The organism is Bradyrhizobium sp. STM 3557 (genome assembly GCF_045571465.1).
Classification (GTDB): domain Bacteria; phylum Pseudomonadota; class Alphaproteobacteria; order Rhizobiales; family Xanthobacteraceae; genus Bradyrhizobium.
The window spans coordinates 6,722,569-6,739,748 of record NZ_CP120697.1 but is presented as its reverse complement, the minus strand read 5'-3'; the positions used below and the strand labels follow the sequence as shown (position 1 = coordinate 6,739,748).

14 protein-coding genes and 1 pseudogene are annotated in these 17,180 nt (G+C 65.0%); 6 read left to right on the top strand and 9 right to left on the bottom strand.

All coding sequences use genetic code 11. The features are described from left to right. Window positions 1-21 precede the first annotated feature (21 nt). The gene (locus tag P6U24_RS31130) at window positions 22-630 is read right to left on the bottom strand and encodes a hypothetical protein (protein ID WP_407156240.1); all 609 of its coding nucleotides are present in this window, start codon (window positions 628-630) and stop codon (window positions 22-24) included. 316 nt (window positions 631-946) lie between these two features. On the opposite strand from P6U24_RS31130, the gene P6U24_RS31125 reads away from it, so the two are divergent. After that, window positions 947-2,080, top strand: a complete 1,134-nt coding sequence (locus tag P6U24_RS31125; protein WP_407156239.1) for a hypothetical protein — start codon at window positions 947-949, stop codon at window positions 2,078-2,080. A 14-nt stretch (window positions 2,081-2,094) separates the two neighbouring features. Here the strand turns inward: P6U24_RS31125 and P6U24_RS31120 are convergent, their stop codons facing one another. Together P6U24_RS31120 and P6U24_RS31115 are read right to left on the bottom strand one after the other, a co-directional pair. Further along, window positions 2,095-2,502, bottom strand: coding sequence for a DUF4864 domain-containing protein (locus P6U24_RS31120; protein WP_407156238.1), 408 nt, complete (start codon window positions 2,500-2,502; stop codon window positions 2,095-2,097). A 104-nt stretch (window positions 2,503-2,606) separates the two neighbouring features. Next, window positions 2,607-2,909, bottom strand: a complete 303-nt coding sequence (locus tag P6U24_RS31115; protein ID WP_407156237.1) for an ArsR/SmtB family transcription factor — start codon at window positions 2,907-2,909, stop codon at window positions 2,607-2,609. 60 nt (window positions 2,910-2,969) lie between these two features. On the opposite strand from P6U24_RS31115, the gene P6U24_RS31110 reads away from it, so the two are divergent. Beyond that, on the top strand, window positions 2,970-3,923 hold the full coding sequence (locus P6U24_RS31110; protein WP_407156236.1) for a threonine/serine dehydratase: 954 nt from the start codon (window positions 2,970-2,972) through the stop codon (window positions 3,921-3,923). A 100-nt stretch (window positions 3,924-4,023) separates the two neighbouring features. Here P6U24_RS31110 and P6U24_RS31105 read toward each other — a convergent pair. The 6 genes and pseudogenes from P6U24_RS31105 to P6U24_RS31080 form a co-directional block, all read right to left on the bottom strand. Then, a pseudogene (locus tag P6U24_RS31105) lies at window positions 4,024-5,618 on the bottom strand (gamma-glutamyltransferase). 132 nt (window positions 5,619-5,750) lie between these two features. Further along, complete coding sequence (locus P6U24_RS31100) at window positions 5,751-6,134, bottom strand: RidA family protein (protein ID WP_407156235.1); 384 nt, start codon at window positions 6,132-6,134, stop codon at window positions 5,751-5,753. Between the two features lie 230 nt (window positions 6,135-6,364). After that, on the bottom strand, window positions 6,365-8,692 hold the full coding sequence (locus P6U24_RS31095) for an acetamidase/formamidase family protein (RefSeq protein ID WP_407156234.1): 2,328 nt from the start codon (window positions 8,690-8,692) through the stop codon (window positions 6,365-6,367). 205 nt (window positions 8,693-8,897) lie between these two features. Continuing rightward, entirely contained in the window at window positions 8,898-10,139 is a 1,242-nt protein-coding gene (locus tag P6U24_RS31090) for an acetamidase/formamidase family protein (protein ID WP_407156233.1), read from the bottom strand. 59 nt (window positions 10,140-10,198) lie between these two features. Next, window positions 10,199-11,800: an amino acid ABC transporter permease/ATP-binding protein gene (locus tag P6U24_RS31085; RefSeq protein WP_407156232.1), complete on the bottom strand. Its 1,602-nt coding sequence runs from the start codon at window positions 11,798-11,800 to the stop codon at window positions 10,199-10,201. Between the two features lie 275 nt (window positions 11,801-12,075). Beyond that, window positions 12,076-12,966 carry an ABC transporter substrate-binding protein gene (locus tag P6U24_RS31080; RefSeq protein WP_407156231.1) on the bottom strand — a complete coding sequence of 297 codons (891 nt, stop codon included), beginning with the start codon at window positions 12,964-12,966 and terminating at the stop codon, window positions 12,076-12,078. Window positions 12,967-13,383: 417 nt separating this feature from the next. Between P6U24_RS31080 and P6U24_RS31075 the strand changes: the two genes are divergently transcribed. Genes P6U24_RS31075 through P6U24_RS31060 form a run of 4 tightly spaced genes read left to right on the top strand, consistent with a single transcriptional unit; the run spans window position 13,384 to window position 17,153 of the window. Further along, window positions 13,384-14,208, top strand: a complete 825-nt coding sequence (locus tag P6U24_RS31075; protein WP_407156230.1) for an ABC transporter permease — start codon at window positions 13,384-13,386, stop codon at window positions 14,206-14,208. Next, window positions 14,208-15,278 (top strand): ABC transporter ATP-binding protein, encoded by a 1,071-nt coding sequence (locus P6U24_RS31070; protein WP_407156229.1) that lies wholly within the window; start codon window positions 14,208-14,210, stop codon window positions 15,276-15,278. Before P6U24_RS31075 ends, P6U24_RS31070 begins: the two co-directional genes overlap by 1 nt. Before the next feature lie 9 nt (window positions 15,279-15,287). Continuing rightward, on the top strand, window positions 15,288-16,319 hold the full coding sequence (locus P6U24_RS31065; RefSeq protein WP_407156228.1) for an extracellular solute-binding protein: 1,032 nt from the start codon (window positions 15,288-15,290) through the stop codon (window positions 16,317-16,319). Window positions 16,320-16,322: 3 nt separating this feature from the next. Then, the gene (locus P6U24_RS31060) at window positions 16,323-17,153 is read left to right on the top strand and encodes an ABC transporter permease (protein ID WP_407156227.1); all 831 of its coding nucleotides are present in this window, start codon (window positions 16,323-16,325) and stop codon (window positions 17,151-17,153) included. Window positions 17,154-17,180 lie beyond the last annotated feature (27 nt).

The window sequence follows — 17,180 nt, the reverse complement described above, 5'->3', positions numbered from 1 at the left end:
CCGAGCAGGGCGGGCCGAGCCTCAGCGTTGCGCCACCCACTTCCTGTGATGCCGCCGATGGCCCCTGGCGATCGAGCTGGTCGCCTCGGTGACAGCTTCGATGCGTGCGACCTGGAGGCGGATATCGCCCGTGGACGAGCGGAGCGAGTCGAGGCCGATCTCGCTGTTCGCCACGCCGGCACGCAGCGAGCCCATCTCGGTCGTGGTGTCGTCCTGCGCCATGCGGAGGCGGAGCGTTTCGCCCTTCAGCTCGGCGAGCTTCGACTCGATCTGGGCCGTCGTCTCGCGCCGACGTGCCTCGTTCTCGTCGGTGGAGGTGCGTAGCCCGGCAAGGCTGATCTCGGCATTGGCAAGGCCGGCGCGGATATGAGCAAACTCCTCGGAGGTCTCGCCCTGGATCTCCCGCAGCACGGCGGTCTCCCTCCTGACCTGAGCGAGTTCTGCTGTCAGGGCGGCGACCCGGTCCTCGAGCGTCACGGATGATGCACTGGCGAAGGAGAAGTTGTGGTTACCGGTGCCCCACAACACCACACTGGCGCTGGCTGCGAGCGCCAGGCCGATGGCGATGCGGAAAGAGCCGGCCGTGCCGCGATGCGGAGGGGCAGCAGGCGTCGTTGTCGGGGTACGCATGGACAGATCTCCAAAGGATTTGAATGAAAAAATTTTGCTCACCTTCAGGTTGCCAATCCCCTAAACGCATGGCGCTTATTTGAAAATTCATACTACGTAGATCTGCGGGATCGCGGACGCGCTGCGGACGGTCACCCGGATGCGGGGTAAAAATGCTGCAGGGCACAGCGTATCTGCACGCTCCTCTGCGCGATCGATGCCCGGCGATGCGCACGGGGGCGTAACGGGAGCTGTGAGGGGCGTCACAGAAGGTGGAGCGCTGTGAGGTAGGCTGGCGAGTGGTTGTTTGGATCACCTCGCAACTCCCCGCGGTCCCATGAATTCCGATCAGTTCGTCAAAGTCTTCGATATCCGCGATGCCGGCCTCGATGCCTGGTTCGCCCCCGCTTTCGGCTTGTTTTTTGTCGCGGTCGGCCTTGCCGCAATTGCCGCCCCGAGAATCCTACGCGCGGTCGACATTCCCTTTCTGGACGATGTGTACGGGTTGCGCGGCTTCTTCAGTTCGCGGCGCGTGGTCGGCTATATCTTCCTGGCCTTTGCGCTGATGTGGACCGCCATCGCCTTCTCAAGCACCTACGGGCGCAACCAGCGATACCGGGTCATGATGGAGCAGGACGGCTGCCGCATGGTCGAGGGGCAGGTCGAGCATTTCGTTCCGATGCCCTATGGCGGCCACAGCGTCGAATCGTTCTCGGTGCGAGGCATCCGGTTCAGCTATTCCGACTACATCGTCACCGGCGGGTTCAACAACACCGCCTCCCACGGCGGACCGATCTCTGCCGGCTCGTATGTTCGCATCTGCTACGATCCTGCCAACCATGTCATTCTGCAACTCGACATCCGCGGCTTGTCCGCACCGCCTCGGCGTACCGGCACCGGATGGTTTCCGCCGTTGCGCTTCGGCGGCTCGGATGCAGACCAAGGGGCCGGGCTGTTTCGGCTTGGCGTTCCCATCGTCGCGTTCAGCCTGCTCGATCTGCTGGCCATTGCGGCGCTGTACCGTCCTTATCTACGAACGTTCCTTCGCATCGGCGGCCAGCCGGCGCGCCTGACGCTTCGCCCCGAACTGGTGCCGGACAGGATCATCAAGCTCGCCGAATGCACGATCTACTGGGACCGGGCCGATCACGCGATCTGGCTGCGGCCGCGCGGACTGATCCTCCTGCAGCTTCCGCTCCTGGTCGCGAGGCTCAGCTTGGACAGCGATGATCGCTCCATCCTTGGCTGGGACATCCGTCTATCGTCAGGAGGTTTTGTGGTCTCCGCTCTCATCGCGGCGGCGTTCGTTCGGTTTCTGCTCGTTTCCTCTGCACAAGACAGCGCGCAGACGACTGCCATTCTCGTCGCGCTGTGCGGATTTGCGGTTCTGGCCACAGGCGTCAATCTCTGGATGCTGCGATCGCGGATGACCGATTTCGTCCGGAGAGTGCTGCCGGATATCGCCGCCTAAGGCGGAAGCGGTCGTTAAACGGCGTCTGCGGCCTTCAGTAGCGAGCAGCCGGTGATCTTGAGGCTGCCGTCCGGCTGCGTCTCCAGCGTGTAGAGCGCCTCCCATGCCTCGCCCTTGGCGTCGATGATGTGAACCCGCTGCGCGACCACGCCGCCCTCGGTCCTGCTTTCGCCGAACTCGAAGCTCTGGTGCCGATAGACCGGCGCATAGCCTTGTCTCACCATGGCCATGAAGATGTCGGGGGAAGGAAAGATCGCATGAATCTCGGGGGCCGCCTGCGCATAAGCGGCCGCCGCGTCGTCGCGCGCAAAAGCCCGCTCCTGCTGGCGGATGGCATTCTGGGCCGGTGTCGCGTCATCGGCGGCGATGGCAAAGGCGGGCGCGGCGACGAGCAGGGCAAGCAACAGCAGGACCATGCGCATGACGAAACTCCTTGGAGGTCATCGAGCGCGGTGATCCTAACAGACGATCTTGGGCATTGCCGGGGCAAAACCGGCTTGCACCGCCTGACAGCTCTCGATCGGCCTTACAGCGCGTCACAGAGCAGGCGGCGCGCCGCCTTCAGCCCGTCCTCGTCGCGCTTATAGAACGTCCAGCCCTTGGCGCGTTTGGCCTTGACGAGGCTTGCTGCGATCAGCACGCGCATGTGCTCGCTCAAGGTGGGCGCCGAGACGCCGAGCTTCTCGGCGATGAAGAGGCCGCAGACGCCGTCCTTGACCAGGTCGCCATCGACCTGCGGCGGGAAATGCCGCCGCGGCTCGCGCAGCCATTCTAGAATCTGCAGCCTTTTGTCGTTGGCAAGCGCCTGGAAGACGCGATCGGGTTTCATTTTGCTACTTTGCCAATTAGCTAATTTATGTCAAGCTGCATCGAGGTGGCGAGGTGTGACATGCGAGATGAATCCACTGATGTGACGCGGGAGCGGATTGCGGAAAGCTACGAGCTGATCCAGCCATATGTCCGGCACACGCCGCTGGTGACGGTCGATGCCGCCGATTTCGGCCTGCCGTCCGCTCCGCTGCGGCTGAAGCTGGAATTCATGCAGCATGCCGGCTCGTTCAAGGTGCGCGGCGCGTTCACCAATCTGTTGACGCGCGATGTGCCCGCTGCCGGTGTGGTCGCGGCTTCCGGCGGCAATCACGGCGTCGCGGTCGCGTTCGCGGCGAACCGGCTGAAGCAAAAGGCTGCGATCTTCGTGCCCACTATCGCCTCGCCTTCCAAGATCGAGCTGATCCGGCATCACGGCGCCGAACTTCACATCGGTGGCGACCGTTACGCGGATGCGCTGGCGGCGAGCGAGCGGCATGTCGCAGACCATGGCGCGCTGCCGATCCATGCCTTCGATCAGACCGAGACCATGCTGGGGCAGGGCACGGTCGGGCTCGAGATCGAGCGCGACGCGCCTGATCTTGACGCGCTGCTGGTTGCGGTCGGCGGCGGCGGTCTGATCGGCGGCATCGCCGCCTGGTATCAGGGCCGCGTCAAGGTGGTGGCGGTGGAGGCCGACGGCGCGCCCACCTTGCGCGATGCGTTCGCGGCCGGCGAGCCGGTCGACGCGCCGGCCGGCGGCATCGCCGCCGACAGCCTGGCGCCGAAGCGGATCGGCGAACGGGTCTTTCCGATCCTGCGCCGCTATACGGCGCCCGAGGTCGTGCTGGTCAGCGACGACGACATCCGTACCGCGCAGCAGGCGCTGTGGTCGACCTTGCGAATCGTGACCGAGCCCGGCGGCGCCGCGGCGTTCGCCGCGTTGCTGTCGGGCGCCTATCGCCCCGCGCGAGGCGAGCGCGTCGCGGTGCTGGTCTGCGGCGCCAATACGACGGCGGTCAATTTCGAGAGTTGATCTCATCGTCATTGCGAGCGAAGCGAAGCAATCCAGCGTAGAAAAGCCTGGATGCCTCGTCGCTTGCGCTCCTCGCAATGACGGGCTTCCTCAGTTGGAACTATCCCTCCGCCACAGCCTCGCTCCAGGGCTGGAACACCTCGGAGGCGCCGCTATTCGTGCCTTCGTCGCGCAGCACCACGCTCGGGCAGGCGAACTTCATCGGCAAGGTCTGCGGATGTGCCTCCTCAGTGTCGAACTTCGCAGCGAGCGCGGCGCGCGCCTCTGGCGGCAGCCGCGTGTCGGCGATCACGATCGCGCCCTCGCTGGCATCGATCCGCGGCTGGTGGATCGCGCCGTCGAGGTCCATGCCGAAATCCATCACGAACGACAGGATCTGCGTCACCGCGGGCGGGATGCGCCGGCCGCCGGAGGCGCCGAGCGCCAGGCGGCGGCCGTCGGCAGCCTCGGCAACGACCGGTGTGTAGTTGGTGAGGCAGCGCTTGCCGGGCGCCAGCGAGTTGGTCGTGCCCGGTGCCGGGTCGAACCACATGATGCCGTTGTTCATCATGATGCCGCTTTGCGGCGTCTGGAACTTCGATCCGAAGTTCGACAGCAGGGTCTGTGTCACGGCTGCCATGTTGCCGTCGCGATCGACCACCGAATAATGCGTTGTGCAGGCGGGCGCGAGATATTCGGCGCCCAGCGAGCGCCGCCCGTCCGCATCGCCCATGCCCTTGAGCCGCTCGCGATAGGCGGCCTGCAGTGCATCGGCATAAGCCAGATAGGCGTCCGCGCCCGGCAGTTCCTGCGATGGTTGCAGGCTCGCCTGCAACAGCCGCAGCGTATGGGCGAGCGTCGGCCCCGCAGTGAGCTCCGGGGTCGCGAACACCGTGCCACCGCGATAGGGAATCTTCAGCGGCTCGCGGACATGCGCTTTGAAACCGGCGAGATCCTCGACCGAGAGCTGGCCGCCGGCGGCCCGGATGTCGCGGGCGATCGAGCGGGCGAGGTCGCCTTGGTAGAAGTCGCGCGGGCCAGCACCGGCGAGGTGGGTCAGCGAGGCTTGCAGCTCTCGCTGCGGCATCCGCACCACCGACCTGATGCCCCATTGCGGGTTCGGCGGCAGGCCGTCCTTCAAGTAGGCCATCGCGCTCGCCGGATAGCGGCGCAAATCCGCCGCCGAGCTCGAGATCATCAGGGTGGTCCACCAGTCGATCAGCAGGCCCTCGCCGGCGAGCCTGGCGCTCGGTGCGAGCAGCTCCTGCCACGGCAGTTTCGCGTAGCGCTGATGCGCCTCGCCCATGCCGGCGACCATGCCGGGCACGGCGATCGCGCCGGGACCGTGGATGTTGCGGTCGTCCTTCACCCGTGCCCAAGGAAAGATGTCGGTAGCAACAGCGCCGTCATTGGTGAGCGGATAGTCTTCGACGCGCAGGCTGTCCGGCGCGCGCATGCCGTAATCGATCACCTCGACGCGTTGTCCTTGGCGCGGTAGAGCACCATGGCACCGCCGCCGCCCATGCCGTTCATCCAGGGCTCGAGCACGCCGAGCGCAAAGCCGGTGGCAACAACGGCATCGATGCAGTCGCCGCCGGCCGCCAGCACCTCCGCGCCGATCTCGGCGGCGCGCCGCGATTGCGCGGCAACTACTCCCCCTTTGGACGTGACCGCGGACTTCCTGATCTGTTGGCGGTTGGAAAACTGGCTCGGCATGGCATTCCCTGGCTCGACCTCATTGTCACGACCGAATTGACACGCAGCGGCAGAGCGAAGCAATCCGCGAAAACGGTTGCCTCCTCCGCAAGGGAACATTATCGCCGGTGAGGACTTATTTACCGCTGGCGACTAAGGTCGTCGGCAGACCAGATCGATCTCGATCAGCGCGTCGTAAGCGAGCCCGGTGACGCCGACACAGGTGCGGGCAGGCAGGCGATCCGCGGGGAAGAACGAGCGCCACGTTTCATTCATTGCGGCGTAATCTTCCTTAAAGCGCGTCAGGTATATCCGAGCCATCACAATATGTTCGAGGCCGATGTTGAGACCTTGAAGTATGTACTTCAAGTTCTGCATCACCGCCTTGGTCTGCTCGACGATGCCGTCCGGCAGCACGCCCGGCGAGTCCGGACTATCAGGCATCTGTCCCGTGACGAAGATGAAGCCGTCGCTCTCCACTGCGTGACTGAACGGTGCGACAGGCTTGGGCCCGCCGGCGATCATATGGAACTGCATGATGTCATCCTTATGGCAGTGATTATACGGAGTTGAACTGCAGCAGCCGCCGTGAGGCGGAGCATTCCGGTCATGAGGACCGTCATTGCGAGGAGCGTAAGCGACGAAGCAATCCAGAATCTTTGCATGACTCTGGATTGCTTCCGCCGTCAGCCTTCAGGCCATGGCGGACGCGTCGCTTCGCTCGCAATGACGGGATCTCAAGGTGCCGCCACGATCGGACCCGGAAATTAGTTGGCATCCTGGAACAGCCGCTTGCTCAGGATCGCGTGCACGCCCCAGTTCCCGTCGACCACCTGGGTGACGCCGAAATCGACGGCCGCCGACATCAGCGCGATCGCCTCGTCTTCGCTGAGGCCTTTGGCCTGCATCAGGAAGCGGCGCATCTTGCGGAAGGCATCCTTCATGGCGAGGTCGAGCGATGAGGTGGCATAGACCTCGCTCTGGCCCTGCGCGCCGAACTCGGCCAGATAATTCGGATGGCTGAAGCCGGTCAGCACCCAGTCGGTCTCGGTCTCGATCAGCGGATAGGAGAGGTCGGCGACGACTTTGCCGGCCAGCTCGCATTTCTTATGCAGGATCACTTGGAATGTGCCGGTCATCGAGCATTCGATCGCGGTGCCGCCGAGTTCGCCATCGCCCTGCGCGGCATGGGGATCGCCGACCGAAAGCAGTGCGCCGGGGACCGCGACCGGTAAATATACGGTCGATCCCTTGCCCAGCCGCCAATTGTCGAGATTGCCGCCGAAATAGGAAGGCGGGATCGAGTCGACGAAATCGGCCTCGCGCGGCGCCACCGCGATCACGCCGAAATGCGGCCGCAGCGGAATCTTGACGCCGTCGAGCACGCCGTGGCGGAGCTTGACGCTGCTGGGCGCAACAGGAACGCCGGGATAGTCATAGGTCGCATGCACGACGCCGGAGGGATCGGTTTGTGGCGCCCAGCGAAAAGAATAGAGCGCGCGCGCGTGCGGTGCGGGATCGTCAGCAAAAATCTCATAGATGGTCACGGCCTCGCGCATCGTGGGTTCCGTGAGCAACTCATTGTAATGATAGCCCCACCAGGCCGCGACGCTGGAGCCGAACACCCGGCCCGCATGCTCCGGCGCGCGGCTCGGCCGCGGCACGATGTCGAGAATGCGCACCTCCAGCACGTCGCCGGGCTGCGCATCCTTTACCGCGACCGGGCCGGTGCAGATATGCACGCCAAAGCCTTCGCCGGCGCCGCGGCCGAACACGCTGGCATCCATCGGTCCGGCGCCGCGGCGCTCGACATTCTTGCTTGTGCTGGTCCAGCCGAACACGCTCTCCGCACCAGGATCCCCCGCGATCATTCGCTCGGGATCGTCGGAGGCGTGCTGCGTCAGCGTCTCAATGGTGATGGTGTCGCCGGAGGCGATCTCGAGCTGCGGCGGCAGCGCACGGCTGAAATAACCCCAATGCACCCGCGATGCAGCGGCGGCGAGATGATGATGCCTGCGTTGCACCGGCGCCCCGCGATCATTCGCCGGCGCCGGCGGGATCGCACCGGCCTTGGCAGGCGCGGTGTGATGCGCGCGTAGCAAAGCATCCTGCGGCCAGCCGCGTTGCCCGCGGGCAGGCGATGCCTCCGCGGCCTGCTCGGCCTTCCTTTGCCGGAATTCGCGCGGCGAGGCGCCGAAGCGCTGCCGGAAACTGCGGCTGAAATGCGCAGAGTCCGCAAAGCCGGTGCGATAGGCGATCTCCGAGATCGAGCGATGTGCTTCAAGTGGATTGGAAAGATCGGCAAGAGCGCGCTGCAGCCGCCGCTCGCGGATGTAATGGCTGAAATTGTCGCCGACGCCTTCGAACAGCTTCTGCAGATAGCGCTCGGATATTCCTTCGCTTTGCGCCACCCGTGCCGGTGTCAGCGCGGCATCGTCGAGCCTGCGCTCGATGGCCTGGCAGATCCGATGCAGGATCGCGGCCTGCGTCGCGGTGGTGCCGGAGTCGGCCGAGGGCGTCGTCTGCTGATGCGCGAGCGTCAAGAGCAGATCGACAAGGCTCTGTGCGATCGTGGTCCATTCGGCATCTGTCAGTGTCTCCATCGTACGCGCCGTCGTCTCGAGCAGCCGGGAGAACACGATGCCGAGCCCCGATGCGACGACTTCTGGCGCACTGCGCTTCAGCCGGCCGGCGATGCGGCCATGCAGCGCATCCGATGTGACCGACAGCACGATCGCGCGCATGTCGCGCTGGAACAGCACGCTCCAATTGCCGCCGCGCGGCAGCAGCAACAGGTGGCCGGCGGGAACGATGCGAGGGCCGTCCTTGGCCTTGAGCACCGCGCCGTCCTCGGTCGGCAGCAGAGCGATCGGCAGGTCCTCGTTCGGTTGGGCGAGGGCTGTGATCGCTTGCGCGCCCGCCGCGATCCGCGTCAGCGCGACGCCGGGGGCGCTGCGGTGCGAGGCGGTCGCATGCCCGTCATGGACGGCGCTGCCCGATGTCGGCTGCAAGCCGATCGCGCTCAGCACGTCGCGCCACGCCGCGGGGCGGTCGTCCTGCGTGTAGGACTCGCTGGTAAAGGGTCGAAAACTCATGGGATTGCTCGACACGCGAAGAGTCAAGCAACCGCCATGCCAGACGAGCGTCATGGCGTGCCGTGATTGTGGCGACGTGGACACATGTAAGATTCCTGACCCGTTGTTCTCGCTTTGCTATCCGCTGGCTCGGTTCACCTCTCCCCAGCGGGGAGAGGTGGACGTCCGCTGACGCACCGCCACGCCGAACTGCTCTAATCTCCCTCTAATCACACCGGAACACGGTCTTGCGGATGGTGCCGTGGACGCCCCAATTGGCGTCGACCACCTGGGTGACGCCAAAATCGGCACCGACCGACATCAGCGAGATCGCCTCGTCCTCGCTCAATCTGTGCACCGTCATCAGGAAGCGCCGCAGCTTGCGGAACGCGTCGCGCATCGCCCGGTCGAGGCTGGAGTGGTTGGTGATCTCGGTCTGCGCATTCGCGCCGAGCTCGGCCAGATAGTTCGGATAAGTGAAGCCGTAGACCGACCAGGCCTGATCGGTCTCCAGCAGGGGATGGGCGAGCCCTTCGAGCACTGTGCCGCCGAGGTCGCTCTTCTTGTGAAGGATGAACTCGAACTCGCCAGTCAGCGACGTCTCGATCGCGGTGCCGCCGAGCTCGCTGTCGCCTTGCGCCGCATGGGGATCGCCGACCGAGAAGAAGGCGCCGGGCACCGCGACCGGGTAGTACATCCGCGCGCCCTTGCCGATCCGCCAGTCGTCGATATTGCCGCCGGTATAGTTTGGTGGAATCGAGGAGACATAGTCGGCTTCGGCTGGCGCGAGCCCCATGGTGCCGAAATGCAGCCGGGCCGGCACCTTCATTCCTCGAAGAATGTTCTCGCGCTTTATGATGGTGGCGTGGTCGACGCGGACGCCGGGATAGTCGATGGTCGAATGCACGATGCCGTCCGGATCGGTCTGCGGCGTCCAGACATAGTTGTAGACCGCCGTCGCGAACGGCTCGCCGCTCGTGTCCAGCTCGAAGATGGTGACGACCTCGCGCGGCTTCGGCTCCTCAATCAGGTCGTGATAGTGAAAGCCCCAATTGGCGGCGACGTTGGAGCCGAAGCATTTGCCGGCATGGCAGCCGCACTGGCTTGGCCGCGGCTTGATATCGAGGATGCGCACCTCCAGCACGTCGCCCGGTTCGGCACCTTCGATCGCCACGGGACCCGTGAGCAGATGCACGCCGATGCCCTCGCCCGCGCCGCGGATGAACGGACCTTCCGTGGGGCCGGAGCCGCGGCGCGCCACCGCCTTGTGCTCCCTGGTCCACTGGAACACGCTCTCCGCGCCGGGATCGTCCTTGATCATCCGCTCGTAGTCGTCGTTGGCGTGATGGGTCAGCGTCTCGATGGTGGCACGATCGCCGGAGCGCAAGGTCAGCGCCGGTGACACGACCTTGCTGAAATAGCCCCAGTGAACGGTTTTGGGCGAAACCGGCAACAGATGATGTTTCATGCAAGGGCCTCTTTGCGAGAACGGGCGCGAAGTGATTGATGTTGACGTGAAGGATGAACTCATCGCACCGGCTCCGCTTGCCGCTCGGCATCCATCACCGAGAGGAACCGCGCAGTGACCGGATGGCGCGGGTTGGTCAGCACCTGATGCGCCGGACCTTCCTCCAGGATGACTCCGCCACTCAGGAAGGCGATGCGGTCGGCGACCTCGTCTGCGAAACGGATCTGGTGGGTCGAGATGATCATGGTGAGCCCATCGTCGATCGCGAGCCGCCGGATCACCTCCAGCACCTCGCCCACGAGCTCCGGGTCGAGCGCTGAGGTCGGCTCGTCGAGCAGCAGCACGCTCGGGTTTGGTGCCAGCGCGCGAGCAATGGCGACACGCTGCTGCTGGCCGCCGGAGAGATGGCGCGGCAGCGCATCGGCGCGGTGGCTTAAGCCCACGCGGTCGAGCAGCTCGAGCGCGCGACGTTCGGCTTCGAAGCGGCCCATGCCGTGCACCCAGCGCAGGGGACCGGCGATATTCTCTTTCGCGGTGAGATGGCCGAACAGATTGAACTGCTGGAACACCATGCCGACGCCGATCTCGGCGCGCTCGTTGGCGACGGCGCGCGGCGACAGCTTCTTGCCGTCATCGCCGAAGCCGAGCCGCCTGCCACCGACGCGCACGGTGCCGCTGTCCCAGGTCTCCAGATGATTGATGCAGCGAAGCAGCGTGCTCTTGCCCGAGCCGCTCGGGCCAAGTAGCGCGATCACCTCGCCGATCCGCACCGTGAGGCCGAGGCCGTTGAGCACCGCGTTGCCGTGATAGGCCTTGTGCAGATCCATCACCTCCACCGCGACATTGTTGCGGGCGATGGTGGCGGCGCGCTTGGCGCGCTCCGCTTGCGTCAGCGGAAGCGGCGACGGCTCAGTCGCGATGGCAGGCGCAATCTTCTCGGCAAGCTCGGGCTTGGTCAGGAGATCGACGCGGCGCCAGGGGAGATAATGGGCGAGCTTGCGTTGCTTCGTCGTGCGGTCGAGATCGAGCAGCCATTCCAGCGCGAGCTGGATCGCGCTGACCGCGCCGGTCAACACCAGATAAATCAGGCCGGAAGCGAAGAAGATCGAGAAGAAGTCGAAGGTGGAGGACGCCAGCTGGGTCGAGCGCAAGGTCAGCTCCTGCACGGCGATGACGGAGGCGAGCGAGGAGTTCTTCAGCGCGCTGACCGCTTCATTACCGAAGGCGGGGATCATGGTGCGGATCGCCTGCGGCGCGATGATCCGGCGCATCAAGACGGCCGGCGTCATGCCGAGCGCCTGGCCGGCCAGTAATTGCCCGCGCTCGACGCCGAGCACGCCGGCGCGCAGCATCTCCGCGATGAACGGCGCCTCGTTGCAGGCGAGCGCGAGGCCGGCGGCCATCACCGCCGGCAGCTTGATGCCGATATGCGGCAGCGCGTCGTAGGCGAACACCATCTGCAGGATCAGCGGCGTGCCGCGGAAGATCACGGTGTAGCCGCGTGCGAAGGCTGACAGCAGCGACAGCCGGCTCAGTTGCATCCAGGCGAGGATCAGGCCAAGGATCAGTCCGCCGCCAAGCCCGAGCGCCGTCACCTGCAGGGTCAGCTCGATGCCCTGCAACAGATACGGCATGCTGAGATAGTGCAGGAAGAGGGACATCGATCTGGTGCCTAGTCAGTCGATTAGAGCGTCGTGTTAGAAGAGGTCGATCTGGCGCCGCATCGGCGGTGCACCCTCTCCCCTTGTGGGAGAGGGTGGCGCGAATAAGCGAAGCGAAATTCGCGACGGGTGAGGGGTCTGTCTCCGCATTGTCGCTCGCAGAGAGACCCCTCACCCGGATCGCCGCCGCTTCCGCGTCGGCGATCCACCCTCTCCCACAAGGGGAGAGGGTGCACCGTCCGTGCCGCTTTGGTGCGATCAAATCTCTTCGTTCTCTAATCCGCCGTCAGCAGATCCGGCTCCTTGAAGTTCGCCGGATCGAGCTCCCACTTTTTCAAGAGCTCCTGGTGGATGCCGGCCTTCTGCACTTCGATCAGCGCGGCCATGACGGCGTCGCGGAATTTCGGCTTGTCCCTGGGCACGGCGATGCCGACCGAGTAGGGGATCGTCACCGCGATCGCCTTCTCCAGCTTGTCCGGATTGGCCTTCACCGCCTGGTCGACCGTGTTGACGTCGTTGATGTAGGTGTCGGCGCGGCCGGCGAGGATCGCCTGGATGCAGTTAGCGTTGTTGTCGTAGAGCTGCAGGGTCGGCTCCGGCTTGCCGGCCTCCTTGCACTTCGGACCCATGTCCTGCACTAGCGGCACCTCGACGAAGCCGGTGTTCTCCGCGGCGGCCGCGCCGCACAGGGTCAGGTCGATCCCGTGGATGCCCTTCGGATTGCCCTTGGCGACCAGCACGCCATCGAACACCTTCGAATAGGTGATGAAGTCGGCGGCCTTGGCACGCTCCTTGGTCGCGTAGATATCGGAGATGACGATGTCGGCCTGGCCGCTCGCCAGCGTCGTCAGCAGCGCTGCGAACACCACCGGCTTGTAGGTCAGCTTGAAGCCGAGGCAGTCGCCGATCGCCTCGCCGAGATCGATATCGAAGCCGACATATTTGCTCGGGTCTTTCGGGTCGATCGCCTCATAGCCCGGCGTATGCGGATTGATGGCGTTGGTGAGCGTCTTGCCTTTCCAGTCCGGATATTTGTCCTGCAGCGCCGCGCAGCCGGCAGGCGTCGCCGCCTGCGCGTCGATGGGCGACAAGAGCCCCGCGGCGACGACCGCGCCGAGCGCGGCAAGGAAGGCGCGCCGCGCTTTGGTGAAAAGCCAATTCTGCATGTGCCAGCTCCTTCGAACGATGGTGGGTCGCGTGGTCCCGGCGGTGCTGTGATGCCGTCGTCCCTCGCCAGGCGCGAAGGAAAGCTTATGTGCGCGCGCGGCTCGAAGACTTGTCCAAGGGCGCACGAAAAGTTGGATCGCGCGGGTTCAAGAAGTGAGCAGGCGCTGCTCAAAAACTATTCGTGCTGATGTTGCGCAGTGTGTGGTTGTAGACGCTCACCATGTCACGTCGAGTTTGCTTTTTGCACAGCGACGATCAGTCGCGCGGCGTGCGTATCATCTGCGGCGATGCAAAAAGCACTCTGATGCATAACGCTATGCGCGCGCGGTGGGCTTGGCGAACGGGGGCGCATCGGACTACGATGCGCGCGGCTCGCTTCCGGGCCAAGGGGCGATCTGCGTGACAAGGTATCTGCAATGTTCCTCCGTTTGACGGATCAGCCGTCGCTCGGCCGCGTCCTGATGCGGACGCTGATTGCAGTCGCCTACCTCATCATCTTCGCCCCCGTCGTCATGATCGTGGTGACGAGCTTCTTCGCACAGGAGATCATCAGCTTTCCGCCGCCGGGCCTGTCGCTGCAATGGTACGCGAACGCGTGGGGCAAGCCGGAATTCTTCCGCGGCCTGACCACAAGCCTGCAGATCGCGCTGCTCGCGGCAGCGATCGGCGTGCCGATCGGCACCGCCGCCGCGCTCGCGATCGTGCGCGGCGAGTTTCCGGGGCGAGGATCGCTGAGCTCGTTTCTGCTGGCGCCGCTCGCGGTGCCCGGCGTCGTCGCGGGCTCGGGTCTTTATATGCTCTATGTGATGGCGGAGGATTTCTTCGACCGCGACATCAAGGCGACCACCGAAGGGCTGGTCGCCGCGCACACGCTGCTCGCGATCCCGTGGACGGTTCGCCTCGTCGTTGCGAGCCTGCAGGGGCTGGATCGCCGCGCCGAGGAGGCGGCCGCCAATCTCGGCGCCAACCCCTTTACCGTGTTCCGTCGTATCACGCTGCCGATGATGCGGCCCGGCGTCGTCGCGGCCGCGATGTTCTCCTTCATCCAGAGTTTCGAAAATCTTGACCTGTCGATGCTGCTCGTTGGCCCCGGCCGGATCACGCTGCCTGTTGCGATGCTGAACTATCTCGAATTCCGGATCGATCCGACCTTGGCCGCCGTGGCGACCGTGCAGATCATTCTTGTCGGCTTGCTGATGGTGGTGACCGACCGCTTCGTCAAGCTGTCGCGGGTGGTCTGATGTCGAGCCTTGCGATCGAGAAGCTGACCAAGCGTTTCGGTGCATCGGTGGCGGTGGACGAACTCGACCTCGCGGTGCGCGAGGGCGAGCTGGTGGCGCTGCTCGGCCCCTCCGGCTGCGGCAAGACCACGACCTTGCGCATGGTCGCAGGCTTCCTGCCACCGTCGAGTGGCCGTGTGCTGTTCGACAAGGAGGATGTGACCAGGCTGCCGGCCTACAAGCGCGCGACCGGCATGGTGTTCCAATCCTACGCGCTGTTTCCGCATATGAGCGCGGCTGACAATGTCGGCTTTGGTCTGGAAATGCGCGGACTGAATGCGACTGAACGTCGCAAGAAGGTTGAGGACGCGCTGAGGCTGGTACGCCTGGTGCATCTCGCCGAACGTCTGCCGCGGGAGCTCTCCGGCGGCCAGCAGCAGCGCGTTGCGCTGGCCCGCGCGCTGGTCATCAACCCGCGCATCTTCCTGCTCGACGAGCCCCTGTCGAATCTCGACGCCAAGCTGCGCGCCGAGGTGCGGCTCGAGATCCGCTCCCTGCAGCAGCGGCTCGGGCTGACCACCTTGATGGTCACGCATGATCGCGAGGAGGCGCTGACCATGGCCGATCGCCTTGTCGTCATGGAAGGTGGCCGCGTGCGCCAGATCGGAACGCCGCGCGAGCTCTATGATGCGCCGAAGGATGCCTTCGTCGCGGACTTCGTCGGCCGCTGCAACATCCTCTCCGGCCGCCGCGAGAGTGAAACGCAGTTCCGCACCGGCAGCGGCCTCTTGCTGCCGGTCGACAGCGCGACCGATGAGTGCAAGGATGCGAGCGCCTTCGCGCTCCGGCCGGAGCGCATCACGCTGCAGACCGGCGGCGCTGACGGCGTGCAGGGACGGCTTAAGGCCGTCACCTATATGGGCGCGCAAACCGAATACGTCGTCGCGGTGGGCGCGGAGGTTCTGGTCGTCGTGCAGTCGACGCCCCAGGCCAATGAGCCGCTGGCCGGGCTGAAGCCGGACGACACCGTTTTTCTGCACTGGGACCGCAAGGCCCCGCGCCTCGTTCCGCTAGCATTGCCCCGAGTTTGAGAGGTCACCATGATTTCACGACGTCATTTTCTCTCCGCCACTGCCGGCGCAGCGGCGCTGGCCACCAATCTTCCCGCCGCGCGTGCCGAGGGCGGCCAGATCGTGGTTGGCACCTGGGGCGGCGACTACGGCCAACTTCTGAGTGACATCATCGACAAGCCGATCCTGATCCCGAAGGGCTATGAGATCGTGCAGGACGTCGCCAACAACGATCCGCGCAAGACCAAGTTGCTTGCCGAGCGGCAGAGCCGGCGTGGCTCGATGGACGTCGCTTTGCTGTCCGACAGCGATATGTACATCGTGGCGCAGTCCGGCACCTTCGAGCCAATCGATGCCAAGCAGGTCACGCGGCTCGATAAGGTGTTTCCGGAGCTGCGCAGCGACATCGCCATTCCGCACATCTATTCGGCGCAGGTGATCCTCTATAACACCAACCAGGTGAAGACGCCGCCGCAGTCCTTTGCCGATCTCTGGGATCCGAAATGGCGCGGCCGTGTCGGACTCGCCGACATTCTCTATCCCAACAACACGCTGGCCGCGGCGCTTGCCGGCGGCGGCGGGCCGAGCAATCTCGATCCGGCCGAGAAGAAGCTCCTGGAGTGGCGCTCGCTCGACGTGAAGATCTACCCCTCCAACGAGGCGCTGGCGGCGGCGCTGAAATCGGAGGAGGTGTGGCTGACCACGATGTGGCTGGCGCGCGGCTTCATGTGGAAGAAGGCCGGCATCCCGCTTGGACACGTGGTGCCGAAGGAGGGCGCGCCGGCGATTGTGTTCCAAGGCTCGGTGCCGAAGAACGCCAAGAACAAGCCGGGTGGGTTCGCCTATCTCGACGCGATGCTGGATGCCAAGGCGCAGGTCGGATTCGCCGACAGGATGGGCTACGTGCCGACTGTGACTGACGCCGTGCTGCCGGAGGATCTCGCTGCGCAGGTCAGCCTCAGCGAAGCCGAGCGCGCGCGATTGCTGAAGCCGGATTATGCCTATGCCGCCGGCCGCACGCAGCGTACGCAGGACTTCTGGAACAAGGAGTTCAAGGGCTAGAAGATGGCGCTGCTGGTCGTCCCCGCCTGCCTGCTGGTGCTCGCGCTGCTGGTCGGGCCGATGATCCTGATGTTCCGGATCTCGCTCAACCAGTTTCATCCGACGCAGATGATGGTGCAGGCCCTCGCGCCGGAGAACTACATCAAGGCGGCGACCGATCCGTACTACCAGCAGATCATCGTCTCCACGCTCGGCATCGCGCTGCTCTGCACGCTGCTGACCCTGGTGCTGGCGTTCCCCGCGGCCTATTGGCTCGGCCGGAACGAGAGCCGCTGGAAGAGCCTTGCCGTGATCGCGACGCTGTTTCCGCTCTTGGTCGGCAATGTCGTGCGCTCGGCCGGATGGATGGCGCTGTTCGCGCGCGGCGGCCTGATCAATCTGGCGTTGCTCAAGCTCGGCATCACCTCCGAGCCCTTGGAGATCCTGTACACGCCAAAGGCGGTGGTGATCGGCATCATCGCCGTCGTGCTGCCCTACATGATCCTGACCTTGGCCGCCGTGATCGAGAGCATCCCGCGCGATCTCGAGGATGCCGCGGCCAATCTCGGCGCCTCGGGCGCGCGCATCTTTTGGCGCGTGATCCTGCCGCTGTCGGCACCGGGGGTCGCCGCCGGCTCGATCCTGGTGTTCGTGCTTTGCATGAACACCTATGCAACGGCGGTGCTTCTCGGTGGCCCCCGATTCAAGATGATGGCGCCTGCCGTCTACGACCAGTTCGTGCGCGGCAACAACTGGCCGATGGGCGCCACGCTCGCCTTCATGCTGCTGGCAGTGACGATGGCATTCACGGTGTTCGGCAGCGTGGCGTTCGCGCGGCGGTATAGGACGGCGTAGGCATCATGAGTTTCGCCATTGCGAGGA